We start from the raw sequence: 14508 nt of genomic DNA, 5'->3' as shown, positions 1-14508 counted from the left end.
ATGAGCGCCTCAAGACCACCCGCGAAGACCACAGAAAACAGCGCACCAAAACACAGCACCCGTACATCGCGGCTGACCGCCACCGGCCGCTGGGCAATCCTCGCCGCCACCGCCCTATGCCTGCTGCTCACCGGCTGCACCGCCACCACCACCGGCCACCCCGCAGCCGCCGCAGACCTCGGCCGCTGGCAACCGCCGGCGATCCTGCCCCAACACCTGCCAGACCTGTTGCTCAGCGAAAACGACATCAACACCGCTGCGCACACCACAGGCATGGCCGTGCGCACACCGATCACGCACATGTGGCACGACGAGGACACCATCTCCACCCCGGCTTGCCTCGACACCTACTTCCCAGCCGAAGCCAACGCCTACCAAGGCACCAACTGGACCGCCATGCAAGGCCAAATCCTCGACGACGCAACCACACCGGGGAGCGCCCGCCACGCACTGGTCCAGGCCCTCATCAGCTTCCGCGACGCCGACTCAGCCCAACAATTCTTCAGCCAAGCCAAAACACGCTGGTCGGGCTGCGCAAACCACTCGCTCACCGTCGTCCTGCACAGCCACGCCCCGGTGACATGGAACTTCGGCGAGCTGCGTGCCACCGACACCACCTTGACCAGCACCCAAACCCAAGCCAGCGGTGAAGGTTTCACCTGCCAACGCGCCCTGGGGCTGGCCAACAACGTCATCATCGACACCCTGTGGTGCGGCTTCGACACCACCAGCCAAGCCAGCGACATCGTCGCCAAGACCACCGGCGCCATCTCCCAGGCCTGACCCAGCGAGCTCGCCAGTCCATCGTCGACTTGATGGGCACATGACACAGAAGAAGGAGGTGCCGGCAGTGCGCGCGCTTGCCGTCCCCGTCTCAGCAATACTCATCGGCGCCGCGAGCGTGGCATGCCACCAAAAGCCGGCATGTTGCGCCGCCCCGCCGCTACCCCCTCCGGTCAACTTCGACGACTACCGGTCCGTCAACACCGACGACTACCGCACCTATTCGACCTACGGCTGGAACGGAATTCAGTTCGCCACCCGCGCCGGAATCCGCTGCCGAATCTATGACGGCCCACACTCGTTCCAGTACGCCGCCGCAATCGACTGCTGGGGGCCGCTCCCTGGCGTGGCATCTGGGGTGAACTACGCAAAGGTATCCGAGTGGCCCTACGACAAAGACACCTTGACGCCGATCACGCGGGGACCCGCGCCCCCAGGGCACACCGAAGTCTTCTCCTTGCTCAGCCACACCGACCTCAACGAGCAAGAGACCTACCACGCCGGCCCGACCGAGAAAAGAACCGTCGACCCCGCCAGCTACCACCTACTCAATCCTGGGCAGAAGATTGTCGTCCCCGGAGGACACCGCGGCGACGACGACCTCAACACATCAATATGCGCCGTCGTCACTGACGACTCGATCACCTGTGAAATCCAGAACCTCTATCACGACGGCACACATGGCTTCCGGATCCTGCCCCAAGTCAGCCAGACCTACTGATTGGATGATGTTGTGGCTAAACAGATCACCGAGCGCGAACCGCGCAACAACAACAGCAACCTGATCGGCTTGCGGGGCGCCATACTCTGCGCCGGCGTGGCCACTGCGCTTACCGGCCTAACAGCCCCTCCCGCTGCCGCAGATCCATCCAACTACACCGGCTACCACCCCGTCGACCCGAAACCCTTCCAGACCTTCAACACCTACGGCGGCGGCGGCGCACAGTTCACCTCGCCCAGCGGCCAACTGTGCCGAATCGTGGTCATCTCCCGCGGCATGTTCGCCTACATCGAATGCCTAGGCGAGCTACACGGCTCCGCCGAAGGCAACAACCTCGTGCGGATCACGACCACGGCCCCAAGTGGCTTTTCGAAGACCACGCGCGAAGAGTTCCTCAGCACCCAGCGCGTAGGACCCGACGGCGTCACCCGCGAACCCACCGGTGCCGCCGGATTCATCCCGCTGCCCGCAGGCAGCAGCCTGACCTACACCAGCAGCGTCTGGTCCGGCACCTGCGCAGTCGACGCGACCAGCACCCGCTGCACCGTTACCAGCAACCACAGCGACGGCACCGTCACCACCAAGAGCTTCGCATCGACCGCCACCGACGCAACAATCGACTGATGTTTGCCCGGTCCGCCGCGGGACCCAGCGCCTTTATGCTGACCACGATGGCGAATCACGGCCCCGATCCCACCACGCCGCTGTGGCGCGCGGCGCAAGTGTTCCGCCTGCTGAGCTGCATCTACGCCACCGGCTTTCAAATCGCGATCAACCCGGATCTGGTTCGGCCCGTGCTGGGTTGGGTGCTGTTCGCCGCGCTGATCGGCTGGAGCGCGGCCTGCGCGATCGCCTATCTGCGGGGCTTCGGCCGCAAACCGGCGTGGGTGCTCGCCGAGCTGGCGGTCGTCGTCTTGCTGATGTGGTCGAACAACCTCGTCGCGAGCCCGCACTGGGCGGCCGACAACCAGACCTGGCCGACGACGTTGTGGGCCAGCAATCCCACGATTTCGGCCGCCATACAGTTCGGCCCCGCGGGCGGCATGCTGACGGGCCTGGCGGTGATGGCCACCAATTTCGCCGTCAAGAACTACCTCGCGCTCAACCTCGGGCACAACGCCACCGTCATCATCGAACTGGCGATCGGCATGGCCATCGGGATGGCCGCGCAGACCGCGCGCCGCGCGCACGACGAGCTGCAACGCGCGGCGCAGTTGACGGCCGCGGTGCAAGAACGCGACCGGTTATCCCGCCAGGTCCACGACGGCGCCATCCAGGTGCTGGCGCTGGTCGCCAAGAAGGGGCACGAGATCGGCGGCCCGACAGCCGAACTCGCCGACCTGGCCAGCGAGCAGGAGCGCGCGTTGCGGCGCTGGCTGGCGTGCGCGGACGTCGATCCCGACGCCGACAGCGCGACGATCGACCTGCGCGCGCTGCTGCGGTGCCGGGAGTCCGATCGGGTGTCGTTCAGCCTGCCGGGCACTGCGGTGCCGTTGGGACGTTGGGCGGCAACCGAACTGGATGCCGCGGTGGGCAACGCGCTGGACAACGTGGTCGGCCATGCCGGTCCGGATGCGCACGCCTTCGTGCTCGTGGAGGACCTCGGCGATTCCGTCGTGGTCAGCGTCCGCGACGACGGCGTGGGTATTGCCGCCGGCCGGCTCGAGGAAGCGACGCGTCAGGGGCGCCTTGGCATCGCCCAATCGATCGTGGGGCGCCTCACGGCGCTGGGTGGCAGCGCCGAATTGCACAGCGAGCCGGGGGAAGGCACCGAGTGGGAGTTGTGCGTGCCACGCGGACAGGGACGCCATGGCGGATGACGAGACGCCGACCACGGTGATGGTGGTCGACGACCATCCGATCTGGCGTGACGCCGTCGCGCGCGACCTGGCCGAAGGTGGCTTCACCGTGGTCGCCACCGCCGACGGCGTGGCCGCCGCGGGACGGCGGGCCGCCGTGGTCAAGCCCGACGTGGTGGTGATGGACATGCAGCTGACCGACGGCGACGGTGCCCAGGCGACCGCCGCGGTGCTCGCGGTCTCCCCCTCGTCGCGGGTGCTGGTGCTGTCAGCCTCCGACGAACGCGACGACGTCCTGGAGGCGGTCAAAGCCGGCGCGACGGGATACCTGGTCAAGAGCGCCTCGAAAGCCGAACTGGCACAGGCGGTTACCGCCACCGCAGCCGGGCGGGCCGTGTTCACCCCGAGCCTGGCCGGGCTGGTGCTGGGCGAATACCGGCGCATCGCACAGAGCAAGGACAGCACGGACGACGGGCCCGCCCGCCCCAGCCTCACCGAACGCGAAACAGAGGTGTTGCGCTACGTGGCAAAAGGGCTGTCCGCCAAGCAGATCGCCCAGAAGCTGTCGTTGAGCCACCGCACGGTGGAAAACCATGTGCAGGCGACCTTCCGCAAGCTCCAGGTCGCCAATCGGGTGGAGCTGGCACGCTACGCCATCGAGCACGGCCTGGACGAAGAGCCGTGACCCGCGGGGCGGCCGGATAACCACACTTACCCCGCGGGCCAACGATCTTGGGCTACCGCGTTGCGAGGCGGTGTCGCACCGGGAGTGTGGCCAGGATTCGCGCACTCACCAGCGCGCTCACCACCACGGCCATGCACGCCAGGCCGTCGTCCTTGAGCCCCCACCTGATCGCCGCGAGCAGCGCCACGCCGGACGTGCACAGCAGGGCGCCGATGGCCGCGCCGCGCCACCGCGACGTCACCGCGGGCGCACCGTCCCAGCCGGACAGCGGGTTGTTCTCCAGCGGCCGCAGCGCCACGAACAGCACCGCCACCGCGACCATCACGATGAACACCTGCGCGAAGCTGATGGCGAGGAAATCCTGCGCACCCGGAAAGCGCGGGCAGCCAAAGAAATCGAAGACCAGATGCACACCCAACAGCACCGGCATGTGCCACAGATACAGCGTCATCGCGCCCGAGTTGCCGATGGCGGTCCACCACCACACCCGCGGCCGCTGCGCCCAGCGCGCGATCGCCGGTGCGGCCGCGATCGCCAACGCGCTCAGGATGATTGCGTGCCCGGCCAGCAGCAGCGACGGCGGGCTGGTGTTGGACAGATGATGGTCACCGGTGCCGACCATGCTGATCTGATACGGCCCCCAGCGCACCAGCGCGACGTCGACGGCGAAGAAGACGGCGGCGACGGCCAGCGCGGCGCGGCCGCCGAGCAGCCCGCGACGGTAAGCCACGCCGAACATCGCGGGAATGAGCCAGACGGCCAGGTTGAGGTAACCCAACGGCATCATCGCCGGCCAGTGCAGCCGGATCACGTCGATCATCGCGATCGCCCCGTAGACCGCCGCCACCCCGGCGGCCAGCCGCCCGGCCGTGCTGACGCGGTGCAGCAGCGGCATGGCGGCCAGCACCAGGACGTAAGCCCCCAGGAACCACAGCAGCTGCGTGCTGACGCCGGCGATCGGATCGTAGATGTGCCGCGGCAGCGCCCGATACAGCACCGTCAGCACCACGGCCCAGAACGCCAGGTAGTAAAACACCGGCCGGAACAGCCTGGTGCAGCGCCTCATCAGCCAGTCACCCCAATTGGTGCCCGGAGCCCAGGAGGACACGCACGCCGCCGCGCCGGCGAAGAAGAACAGCGGCATGATCTGCAACAGCCACGTCATCGCCTGAAACAGCGCCGAGGTGGTGAGCAGGTTGTCCCAGATCAAAACGTTATTGCGGATGATGCTGGCCGCCATCACGGTATGGCCGAGCACCACGCCGACCAGCGACGTGATGCGGATGACGTCCAGGACGCGGTCGCGATCGGCCGGCGTACTCGCGGCCACCTCGGCGACGTCTGGAAACCGGACAAGAGTGGTCATGGGAGCGGAATTGCCCTTCTGTGCTGTGACTGCGGAGCGTTGTGGTGGAGCAGGAATCGTGCGATGAGGAAAGCATCGCCGGTGGCGCGGGCGCGGGCCTGCGCACTTCTACGCGACAAGGCTGAGTAGTTCTACTCAGCCCGCGGCGTTGAGCGGGTCGTAGTCGGCCAGCAGCCTTTCGATGCGGGCCTCATCGAGCCGCACCCGAACGGTTGCGGCCTCCTGCTGGTCGCGGATCACCTTGGCCAGGGTGAACGCGCTCGACACCAGAAAGAGGAAGGTGACCCCGAGGAACAATCGCGGCCAGGGGTCAAGCGGCAGGAAATAGATTCCGCCGAGCGCGGCCACGAAGCTGATCGCGAATGCAACGGCGGCCTGGACGAAGAAGGCGGCGGTGGTTTTCGACATGCTGTTGGGAACGGTCATGCCAATAAGCCTGCGGCAGCGGACCGTTCGCGGGATCCGTAAGACTACTCAGATTTCGCGGTGCGGTCGCGGGGCCGCGCCAGCAGCGCCGCCGCCGCGCCCGCCGCGCCCACCCCGATCGCCGCGGCGGCCACCGTCGCCACCTCGACCGCGGCGAACTCGGAGTCCACCAGCGGTTTGACCACCGCCACCGCGGCCACCGCGGGCATCACCAGCCGCACCCACCAGGCCACCACGCTGTCGCCGGGGACTCGCGAATTAGCTTCTGTGACAAACACATACAGCGCCATCAGCAGCAGGGGCGCCGCGCCGAGAATGACCAACCCGATCCAGCGCGCACCGTGCGCCGACAAGACGGCAGCCGTCACCGCGACAAGCGCCATCAGCACCACTCGCGCGATGGTGTTCGGCCGCGCCTGGCGCGTTACCGCCAGGTCCGCGGCGACGCGCACCACTGCCCACCCCGAGGCCAACGCAGCGGCCACCCCGACAGCGACGCCGGTGATAGTCATCCACGTCCGACCCGCTTCGGCATAGAACTCCGGCACAGCTTCGCCCAGGAGTTTGGCACTCCATCGCCACGGCCCCACCACCCCCTGGTGATCACCCACCCACAACACCAGCGCCGCCGCGGCCACTACCGCGACCGCCAGCGACATGGATCGCCCCGGCCTGGCTACGCGCGCGCTTCGGACCGTGATGAGTTCAACGCCCACCATCCCCAGTCCGAAGCCGACTAACTGACCAGACAGCCGGCCCTGGGTAGCGGCCGTCCCGATGACAACGGGGTCACTGCCTGCGGCGACGCGCGCAGTGACTGCCACCGCAAGGTAGACGGAGATGAGCAACCCGGCGATCACGAGCGGCGCCACCAGCGACGCGATGACCCGAGTCGACGCCCAACAGACAATGGCGCCAACGACGACCGCGGTCCCCGCCGCGGCGACCGGTAACCACGAAAAGTTCTCGGCAGGGTCTTCACCGGATGAAAACTGCAGCAGCAGCAGCGATCCGAGGGCGGTGGCGAACTTCGCTGTCAGCACCACATAGGCGAGCAGTTGAACGGTGCCGGCTGCAGTCCCCGCCTTCGGGCCCAGTGTGGCACCAACCAATTCGGCGGTGTTGCGCGCATGGGGTGCATAGCGGCGCAGTCGCGCCAAGGCGTAGATGACCGGGACCATGACCGCTGCACCGAGCAGCGCGCCCAGTCCGTACTGCGCCGCAGACACAATCACCGCAACGCTCAGTCCGGCGGCTTGCCACGTACCGAGGACGCGCTCACCGGAGCCGGTTTCTGGCTGGGTCTGTGCCTCTAGTGATTTTTTCGGCATGTCCTTAAGCATGACTTACGCCTAATCCGGTCGAGCGGGAGCGGCATTACTGCCGAGCGCCACACTATGACGCCTCGCTCTTGGCTTGCGTATTTCTCGGCGAGGCTTCGTTCGGCGTCGGTCGCGCGGGGGCGCGGGTTTAGGGGGACTGCCGGATACTTCCGACGAGCTCTGCAACTCGCTCGTTATTGCCGCAGCGACCGACCTCAGCCCGAGGCGGGCTCGGTCGTGATAGCGCCGTCAGAGCCGTCGTGGTGCCGATGACCGTGCTTTGGCGGCCTTGTACGCCCATGACCCCAACATCAGTGCGATCAGTAACGCGCCGCCCAACATGGTGTAGCCGGTGTTGCGGTGAAAATCCCGCATGCTCGCCGGCGAGTACACGCCCTGGTGGATATTTTCCTGTGTTGCATGCCAGTTCACCGGCGCGGTCAGCACCGCTGGATCGGTGCCTGCCCGGTTCAACTTCTCGATCGTTCTTATCGACCGGTACCCGCGGGAGGTCAGCACCGAGCAGGTGTCGGCCGGGCCCATCCGGTGTCCATCGCAGTGCGGCCCAGTCAGATCTTGGTAGGCGACTAGGCCTGCCCCGAAAAATAGGGCGATGAACATCAGGCCAAGGGCGCCGACCGCGAGGCGGCCCACGACGTGCCAGAAAACCGCCCCTATGGTGGCCCCGGGGGCCGCGGGGTGTGGCCCGTCTACTTCAGCATCGGACACGACGACCCTCCGGCGAGTGGACCACCTCATGAGACGACACGCTGGTGCCTATCTACAGTCGTGAAAGTCGCTGGCTAGTTGCCGCTGCAATTGAGCCGCCTCTGCCGTCTGATTGCCCAGAGGGGCTTGGGGTTTCGGCGATCCACTGTCGTCGCGGCAGTCAGGCACTTGAAGATCTCCGGTGAACTGGTGGAAATTATCGGGCTCTACCATGAGGTGCCATTGCAGTTGTAGCGGGTGCTGTTTGGTGGGCGCTATGGTGGAAATGACTGATTTGAGGTCGCGGTAGGCCGTAGCAGGGTCTGTGATGTAAACCGAGAGCGCGGTGATTCTGGCGTCGTCGACCCGCACGTAATAGATCGGCAGTGCCAGCCGCGATATCAGGGCGTCGATGTTTGCGCGCTGCTCGGCGGTGATTGGGATACCGACTTCCCAGGTGGGGAATTTGGTCGGCTCGGCCGAACGGATATAGACGGTCATCGGTTCGGGCTGCACAGTGGCCAACACTGCGCTCAAGACGTCGTTGGTGTGGTCGATATCTGATACTTCAAGGCGCACCGTGGCACTGTCACGTGACCACAGGATCGACGCCTCTGGCACACGGGTCCTGAGTTGTCGTAACTGATGTGTGTCACCGGCGATCTGGGCGGGGTTGAGCTCTGCGCCGCGTTTTACCTCGACTCGGTCGCCAATGACGAAGGTGGTGGACTGGCGGTAGCCGTTGAAATCCCCGCCTTTGATGCGGGTGATACGTGAGGCCACCGCCGCGATCTGTTCCTCGCTTGCCTTCGGCATCGCGACTACCAGATTCAACTGGGCGCCGTTCTCAAAATCGTTGGTATATAGTGGATTAACGTCATCAACGCCCGGCATTTTGGCGATCTCGGCCTGAAGGTGGCGCACCTCGGCGCTGCGATCAGGAGGCGTGCACGCAGCCACGACCAAGGCCAGCCATGCCATGGCCGCCACGCATACCCGTTTCACCGGTGCCGGGAGCCGGCGCGTGACACGCCGCGACACTGCACTGATCACGAAGCCAAGCACCTTGCCTGCCTTGCCTTTACATCCCGATGTGAGTAACTGTGCGTTACCCTAGACTGCTTTGCAGCCCGTCGAGATGAGGCTGGTGCCCTGGGCGGTGACGTCGTACAGGTAGTGGTCAGCCACCACATATGTTGGAAGCGCTTCAACATAGGCGCGGCCATACACCGCGGTGAGCACCGCGAAGTCTTCCATCACCGGATTGCCGCTACGCCGACCCAATCGGTCTAATTCGTCGTCGACGGCGCTCATCGCCGGCCGGATGCCGTCATTGAGGGCCCTCTGTTGCGGGCTCCACTGGCTCGCGGGGATGTCCTCATCCGTGTCATGCCACGCCGCGGCGGCGTCATTGAAGTGAGCAAACACCGAGGTGAAGTCCGCGCATATCGAGTTGCTGGCGCGAAGGAATCGCTGCGGGTTGGCCGGATCGTCCGTGTGCGGTGACGCGTTCGTCGGTGGGGCCGCCGCGGTGACCAGCGGTCCGCGCAGTGCGGCCGCCCCGTGGCGAATCGCATCGCAGATGGCAAAAATCGCGTTGCCAGCCGAATAGGTAACACGCAACAGCAGATCATCAGGTGAGGTGTACTGCGGGATTCGGTCTGCGTAAGCGCGCCAGTAGGCGATCAGCTGCTCGTAGAGTTCCCGAACCACCCGGTGCGGGGTTTGCCTGGCCAGCATCCCAGTCTTATCGGCGGCCTCACGTATTGCCGTGCCGGCGGCCCGATATTGGGCGCTCAACTGCGCACTCCAGGCAGATGCCGGGATGGATTTGTCTCTGTCGTGCCAGCCAGAGGCTTTCTCGCTGGCCGCCAAGGGATGGGCAACGCTACTCCACCCCCCGCAGGTGGGTTCTTCGGTGATGACGCTGATCGGTGCGGAGTCTCTAGCACTAGCCAGGCCTGGACGCGGCGGCGAGGAATGCCTGACAACGACGATGGTCACCATGACCGAGACGGCGATAGCTACCGCAAATGCCGCCGCCCCCACGAGCATCCACTCCTGTTTGCCGCTCTTCGGTCGCCGGCCGGCGGGTGAAGACCACGGCAGCGGCGAAGCCTCCGGCGACCCCCAGTGATCATCCGGCCGCGGCACCCTCATGTGAACTTTCCTCGAACTGGAGAACCTTCGTTATGCCCGCAAGGCTCGATGAGGTGGTGCCGTCCACGCCGCTGCTGGTCCCTGCAGCAGGTCCGGCGCTCTTGGTACATCCCGTCGCGGCTATGCCAGCGGCGACAACGCTGACAATCACCGCGCCGGGATAACGACGTGAAGACATGGCCAAAGCCTACGGTGAGCGGCGCTGCGTCGAGATGGAAAACCGACGGCGGTAGCGGTGCAACCAACGATGTTCACCACGATATTCACGAAAAGTGTGGTCGAGAGTTCGGATGTCAGTTGAGATGGTCTCGAGAACGGACCGCGAAAGGAGGTGAACAGATGAAGAAAACGCTTCCTCTCGTGATGATGCTCTGTGGGCTCGTGTCGGGAGTCCTCGCAAGCCCTGCGGCGGCGGACATGAATAGCTACATGAACTGCATCCTGTTGAGTAGACAGCACTTGAACCCGGAACCACCTCAGGCAAAGCAGCTTGTCTACAACACGATCGGACAAGAAGTCTCCCGGAACATTCGCAACAACGGGAGTTCCTCGATGGCGGAGATCTCGCGTCTCGAAGGCAACGGGATTGACCCACAGCTCGCACAGATGATCGTCCAGTGTGCCAGCGTGAACGGGCCGATGTGATGTCATGTCGCGCAAGTTGCAAATGCTGGATCGGCCTGGTTCTTCCCAAGGGCCGCCTCCCTTCTGGGACACTTAGAACCTGTGTGGGCTCGAATCGTTGTTGCGCCTTGGTGGGTGAGCTGGCTGGCGAACGCCGCGTTCGGCGCGATCACGCTTGGCGCAGTCGCGGCGTTGCTGTACCCGAACTTTTTCGCCGTCACCGGATGGTTGTGGGGACCGCTCACCGTGGCGGGGTTCGCTCTACTGATATCCGCGTGCCTGGCTTTCGTCCAGCGCCCGTTCCGCCGGGCTTATTCTGCAGCCCTCACTGGACTTAGCCGCCAGCAGCTGCCCCAAATCAACAGGGCATTGCGCCGCGGAGAGATCCCTTCTGAACCGCGCGTGCTGGTGGCTGCCGTCAAGGTGGGCACTTTGCGGCTGGCGCACACGCGTAGGGCCCTGCGCGGGTCGAGGGCATTGATATGGCTGACGCCGGCCTTCCTCATCCTCGCCGGAGTTTTGTCCTTCCTAGCCAACGATATTCGGCGCGGAGTGTTCTTTGTCGGGTTCGCGCTGTACTTCGCGGCCTACTACGCATGGCTCGGGTACCGCAAGGATCAGCTGACCACGCACGTGGAGTCGTTGCGCGCAAGCGCAGAAGCTGACGACGCGGCGGTGGACGTCGACTATGCTGCGCCGCCGCGGCGACTAAGGATGTCGATCCCGCTGTTTATCGTGGCTGGAATCGCCACTGTGACAATCGCATACCTATCGGATCGCCCCAACCCGGACTGCCGGACCGTCGACTCGGTCGCCAACTTCAACTTCAAAACCAATAGCGTGCTCACAGCGCGGCTGACAGCGACCGACGTGGATCTGGCCAGCTACCGAGATTGGTCCAACCAGCTGCAAACCTACGCACGACAAGCATCCACCCCCGACATTGCTCGCCGCCTTCACCGGATCGCCGACCTATCCGTGCAGGCAGTGGCGCGGCGACAAGCTATCAACAACGACGAAATAGCCGGGCGCCCAAGCGATGCCATCCACAGCGACCAATCCGCATATCTGAGCACGATCAGCGAGCTGCTCGACGAACAGCAAGCCCTCATCTCAACCTGCCACCGTTCCTGACCCCGGCTCCCTCGCAAATTCATCGTGATGGCCGGCCCCGGTCTCAACCCGATTCTCACAGCGGCTATCACTGCACCGCTTGAGACTTCTGGAAGTGCTGGAGGAGAACTCTCTCAACGATTTCCGTGCCGAAACTCGGCCGATGGGATGCGGGCCTTCCACTGTGGCTTTCCCGCCTGCGGACACGTCTGGTTGCCAGGCGGTCCTCCGAGGGAGGCCTCGCGTCCACCTCAAACCGCCGGAAGCCAGTCCGGCTCGATGAAAACTGGCCACTTCGACAAAAGAACGATCGGCGATTTCGCTCCGCAGGCCTGTCGCCAGGGGTACCTTTTTCTGGCCAGGCGACCGGTGGCCCGATAGAAGGTGGAACGATGATAGCCGTGCGGTGGACGTCGACCCCGCTTGTCACCGCGGTTGCCGCGTTGCTGGCGCTGGCGCCGCTGGCGAAGGCGGATCCTCTCACCGCCTATGATGTGCAGTTCATCAACGCGCTAGCCGAGGTTCAGTGGCACACGTCGAGCCCGACGACCACCGTCCGGTTGGGGCATGACGTATGTAACGGGATATCGATGCAGGGATTGACCCCCCGGCAATCGGCCAACAGTGGGAGTTGGTGGGTGGTCCCTCCGGGCAGCGCCGGCGCGTTCGCGTTCGTCAAGACAGCGATCAGGTTCTATTGCCCGCAATACCTTTCAGCAGTCGACTGGTAACGGGCCGTGGGTGGGGTTAGGCCCTCGCGAAGACGATAGGAAGGTCAGGATGACGAGGGACAGAAAGCTTTTGGTAATCGCCATCGCCGCTGTCGTCGCCGTGGTTGTCCTGGTGTGGGGTGTTTCCACCCATGGTTTCAAGGACATGCGTTCATACAACTTGGGGCATAACGCAGGACTTCAGGACAAGAACTCACGCTACCCAGCCGGATGCGTCACGATGCTGCTGCTGGCCCTAGAGAGCAGTGATGCGGCAGGTCTCGACCAAGACGACTTCAACTCTGGTTGCAAGGACTCTGGAGACTGGTCAGGCATTAAGGGAGCCCCTGATCAGCCCAAACTCGGCTGAGTTACTCTCTGCCTGCCATCATGGCAAGGTGATGGGTGCTACGGATTATGGCCTTCTGATCGCCATCGGCCAGGCACTGCCCTGACGTGAGGATGGCACGATTGACCGACATGGAGGAAGACCTGCCTACCGTCAGCGTGCGTTTGTGGCGTGCCGACGCGATCGTCTTGTTCGACTGGTTGGCCCATACTGATCTGAACACGGTGCCGATCACGCATCCGGCGCAAAAGCAGGCGCTGGCTGATCTTTTGACCCGGTTCGAATGGGCGGCCGATGCGGATGTGACCGCGGCGACTGCTGACGAGGTCGCGGCGGCCCAAGCAGAAGTGTCGCGCGACATGGGCTGGTGAGGGAACAGAATCCGTTCGTGGCGGTGCTGACGAGCCTGCTGTCAAGATTGACCAACAGAGTCAAACCGGCGGCAACCGGAGCGGCACCAGAATTCGCGAACAACGGACGTCACGACTGCCCGCCAAAGCCATCGGGTCTTGTACGCGGCTGCCAACGCGGGCGCGTACATCTCCACGTGAAGCGCTCGCTGTGGGTCCAATCATCAGTACGAAGACGAACTCGACGCTCAGTGCGCGCATGGCTTCGTAGGTACCGTGGTCGAGTGTCTGACGAAGAAATGGCCGCATCGGAGCACGGCGTGCATCTGGAATGGTGGTACGACCTGGACCGGCCTTTTCTAGCCGAAGTGGACTTGCTTGCCGCCAGGTCAAGCTACTCGACGTCGTTCGTTACAGAGGACGGCGTCTTCGCCGCGACTGTACGTCTGCCACGGACGCCCGACGCTGAAACCGGGCTTGCGGATTATTTGGCGCCTCCGCGCGATTGGGCGGCAGCGCTACCCACGCCCGATGAAGAATGGGGAATCCACTACAAGGACCATACGCTGGGCTTCAAAGGTGTTGTCATCAAACGTCTTGCCTTCAGCATTCAGGCTGGGCCGGAGGTCGTGGAGCCCGCCATACGTTCGGAGTGGGGGCAGGACCTTCTAGCGTTGGAGATTCTCAACACGATTGATACCTGGTGGGAGAATGTCAGGACATGGCTCGAGATTGCAACTAACCAACGCCTCGCACAAGTCGGCCACGAGGCCAGCGATTGGTTAAACCCGAATACGCGGACGTCGATATGGACGGTCGACGAAAGCGGGGAAAGGAAGCCGTTGAGGGCCGGCGGCACTGTTGTTCAGGGCCCTGAGCGAGTCCTCGGTGTGACCGCAACGATTCTGCAGGATTGCTTGGCGCTCGCACACATTGAGCCGCCACTGGCATGGACTCTGTTGCGGGACGCGCGCGCTCTGCAAAACGCCGATCAGTACCGCCGCTCGGTCATCGATGCAGCCACTGCAGCAGAGCTGGCTGCGACCAAGCTGGTTGACGATCTGCTAGTGGGAACCGAGTCGGGGGAGCGAGCAAGGCTCCTCCGCGACCGAAGCCATCAGGGACTTGGAGGGAAGGCAGTACTGCTGAGGGAATTGGGGCAGGGCCCTTCGGAGGGTTTCAAAACTGATCTAGTGGCCAGGCGAAATGACGCTGTGCACGAAGGGATAGATCTGAAATATCTCGAGTGGCAGGCGGCGTTTCGTGCGGCGTTAGCCCTTGTCGAGCAAGGCTTTCCACTGCCCACGGCGCCGGGTTCAAGCGGGCCGCTAACGTGTTATTGGTCTCAGGCCGTAGAAGCGCAGAATGTCCATTCGTGGCCGTGATGCGAGC

At 64.4% G+C, this 14508-nt stretch carries 17 protein-coding genes; 11 read left to right on the top strand and 6 right to left on the bottom strand.

The features are described 5' to 3' along the window. Genes ACYQ8K_RS10385 through ACYQ8K_RS10365 form a run of 5 tightly spaced genes read left to right on the top strand, consistent with a single transcriptional unit; the run spans position 1 to position 3988 of the window. On the top strand, positions 1-783 hold the full coding sequence (locus tag ACYQ8K_RS10385; RefSeq protein ID WP_036473566.1) for a sensor domain-containing protein: 783 nt from the start codon (positions 1-3) through the stop codon (positions 781-783). A 40-nt stretch (positions 784-823) separates the two neighbouring features. After that, positions 824-1504: a hypothetical protein gene (locus ACYQ8K_RS10380; protein WP_036473568.1), complete on the top strand. Its 681-nt coding sequence runs from the start codon at positions 824-826 to the stop codon at positions 1502-1504. Between the two features lie 12 nt (positions 1505-1516). Then, on the top strand, positions 1517-2128 hold the full coding sequence (locus ACYQ8K_RS10375) for a hypothetical protein (protein WP_036473570.1): 612 nt from the start codon (positions 1517-1519) through the stop codon (positions 2126-2128). Positions 2129-2163: 35 nt separating this feature from the next. Further along, positions 2164-3324, top strand: a complete 1161-nt coding sequence (macS, locus tag ACYQ8K_RS10370; RefSeq protein WP_036474078.1) for a MacS family sensor histidine kinase — start codon at positions 2164-2166, stop codon at positions 3322-3324. Beyond that, positions 3314-3988 (top strand): response regulator, encoded by a 675-nt coding sequence (locus ACYQ8K_RS10365; protein WP_036473572.1) that lies wholly within the window; start codon positions 3314-3316, stop codon positions 3986-3988. The genes macS and ACYQ8K_RS10365 overlap by 11 nt, the downstream gene beginning before the upstream one ends. Before the next feature lie 52 nt (positions 3989-4040). Here the strand turns inward: ACYQ8K_RS10365 and ACYQ8K_RS10360 are convergent, their stop codons facing one another. From ACYQ8K_RS10360 to ACYQ8K_RS10335, 6 genes are all read right to left on the bottom strand, one after another. Beyond that, positions 4041-5354, bottom strand: a complete 1314-nt coding sequence (locus tag ACYQ8K_RS10360) for an acyltransferase family protein (RefSeq protein WP_051641691.1) — start codon at positions 5352-5354, stop codon at positions 4041-4043. A gap of 135 nt (positions 5355-5489) precedes the next feature. Next, positions 5490-5780, bottom strand: a complete 291-nt coding sequence (locus tag ACYQ8K_RS10355; protein ID WP_036473574.1) for a YiaA/YiaB family inner membrane protein — start codon at positions 5778-5780, stop codon at positions 5490-5492. A 44-nt stretch (positions 5781-5824) separates the two neighbouring features. Beyond that, positions 5825-7111 carry a hypothetical protein gene (locus ACYQ8K_RS10350; RefSeq protein ID WP_036473576.1) on the bottom strand — a complete coding sequence of 429 codons (1287 nt, stop codon included), beginning with the start codon at positions 7109-7111 and terminating at the stop codon, positions 5825-5827. Between the two features lie 240 nt (positions 7112-7351). Further along, the gene (locus tag ACYQ8K_RS10345; protein WP_036473578.1) at positions 7352-7645 is read right to left on the bottom strand and encodes a hypothetical protein; all 294 of its coding nucleotides are present in this window, start codon (positions 7643-7645) and stop codon (positions 7352-7354) included. 234 nt (positions 7646-7879) lie between these two features. Next, on the bottom strand, positions 7880-8863 hold the full coding sequence (locus tag ACYQ8K_RS10340; RefSeq protein ID WP_139813800.1) for a hypothetical protein: 984 nt from the start codon (positions 8861-8863) through the stop codon (positions 7880-7882). A 60-nt stretch (positions 8864-8923) separates the two neighbouring features. Continuing rightward, positions 8924-9610, bottom strand: a complete 687-nt coding sequence (locus tag ACYQ8K_RS10335) for a hypothetical protein (RefSeq protein ID WP_139813801.1) — start codon at positions 9608-9610, stop codon at positions 8924-8926. A 699-nt stretch (positions 9611-10309) separates the two neighbouring features. Here ACYQ8K_RS10335 and ACYQ8K_RS10330 point away from each other — a divergent pair. From ACYQ8K_RS10330 to ACYQ8K_RS10305, 6 genes are all read left to right on the top strand, one after another. Next, positions 10310-10615 carry a hypothetical protein gene (locus ACYQ8K_RS10330; protein ID WP_036473583.1) on the top strand — a complete coding sequence of 102 codons (306 nt, stop codon included), beginning with the start codon at positions 10310-10312 and terminating at the stop codon, positions 10613-10615. 114 nt (positions 10616-10729) lie between these two features. Beyond that, on the top strand, positions 10730-11728 hold the full coding sequence (locus ACYQ8K_RS10325) for a hypothetical protein (protein ID WP_036473585.1): 999 nt from the start codon (positions 10730-10732) through the stop codon (positions 11726-11728). A gap of 371 nt (positions 11729-12099) precedes the next feature. Next, the gene (locus tag ACYQ8K_RS10320; protein WP_064942984.1) at positions 12100-12438 is read left to right on the top strand and encodes a DUF732 domain-containing protein; all 339 of its coding nucleotides are present in this window, start codon (positions 12100-12102) and stop codon (positions 12436-12438) included. 49 nt (positions 12439-12487) lie between these two features. Beyond that, complete coding sequence (locus ACYQ8K_RS10315; RefSeq protein WP_139813803.1) at positions 12488-12787, top strand: hypothetical protein; 300 nt, start codon at positions 12488-12490, stop codon at positions 12785-12787. A 101-nt stretch (positions 12788-12888) separates the two neighbouring features. Further along, positions 12889-13137 carry a hypothetical protein gene (locus ACYQ8K_RS10310; RefSeq protein ID WP_196771085.1) on the top strand — a complete coding sequence of 83 codons (249 nt, stop codon included), beginning with the start codon at positions 12889-12891 and terminating at the stop codon, positions 13135-13137. Positions 13138-13400: 263 nt separating this feature from the next. Beyond that, entirely contained in the window at positions 13401-14501 is a 1101-nt protein-coding gene (locus tag ACYQ8K_RS10305) for a hypothetical protein (protein ID WP_139813804.1), read from the top strand. Positions 14502-14508: the final 7 nt, after the last annotated feature.

It is taken from the genome of Mycobacterium sp. MUNTM1 (genome assembly GCF_054660795.1).
This window is presented reverse-complemented; position numbering and strand designations above follow the sequence as displayed.